We start from the raw sequence: 1,187 nt of genomic DNA, 5'->3' as shown, positions 1-1,187 counted from the left end.
CATCAACAACTCTTAAAAATCTATTAATTTGAACTCTATTGAGAGTATCACCTAATAAAGAAATGAATGTGTCGCCATTCTGTTGGATATTAAGTGTATTATTACCATTGCTATTTATTGTATTTGTTTTTAATCCATATGCTGTTCCTATTAATATATTTCTTACCATTGATACACCGTTATTTGTCATTTCACATATAATTGTTTCACCTCCTCCTGTTCCGCATCTAAATCTTATCATTGGATTATCAACAACTGGATGTAAATTTCTAATATCAAAAATATTAACACCTGTTGCTAAACTGGGTTTCATTGTTAGTTTCTGTGCTGTATCAACAACAACTGAATTACCTGCTACAATTTCTTTACTACAAACTATATTATCATTTGTTTTATCTAATCGTAAAAACTCTGTTCCATTTCTTGAAAGGGTTAAATTAACATCTGTATTACTATTTATTGTATTTGTATTTAAACCTTGACCTGCTTTTAAAATTCTACGACAAGTAATTCCTGAATTTTCAACTATAAATTGCTCATCCGTTGTGCTTGAACCATTGGCATCTAATATCATTCGTATCCTTCCACCTGAAGCTTCATTTACAATATCTAATTGTTCAAACGCAGGACTTGCGCGATAACTACTTCTGATATATCTATTTTTAGAAGCAGTATCATCTAAATATAATTTTTTATTTTGAAGTAATACTATATCTTCACTTGTATCAATGATTTTACTAACAATAACTTTATCGGTTGATGCGTCTAATCTTATATATTCTTCATATGCGTCGTTTGTAGAATTACCACCATTTAATACTACATCATTACCAAATGATAAAGGTTGTAAATTATCTACAACTATATTTTGTGCTAAAAAAGTTCTATTATTTGGAAGTCTTACTGTAAAATCAGATGCTTGACACCTAAAAAATTCTCCTAATGTATCAATGTTAAAAACTAAATCATTAAATCCATTTGTTGATATAGTATCTGTTTTTAATTGAAAAGTATCCGCTATAACAACATCTTCACTAAATGCTCCACCTCCTCCTTGTTGAAATAAAACATCATTTAAATATAATGGTTTATAAATATCTATTCTTGTATTATTCATTTTCATAACTAAATCACCATCTGATGCCGTTGCTATATCTCCGCAGTAAAATCTATGTTCTCCATTTCCC

General features: G+C 28.9%; 1 protein-coding gene. It reads right to left on the bottom strand.

Annotated elements, in window-relative coordinates:
• On the bottom strand, positions 1-1,187 hold a 1,187-nt coding region (locus tag OIF36_00040; protein ID MCV6598860.1), incomplete at both ends, for a hypothetical protein.

The organism is Alphaproteobacteria bacterium (genome assembly GCA_025800285.1).
GTDB lineage: Bacteria > Pseudomonadota > Alphaproteobacteria > JAOXRX01 > JAOXRX01 > JAOXRX01.
This window is presented reverse-complemented; position numbering and strand designations above follow the sequence as displayed.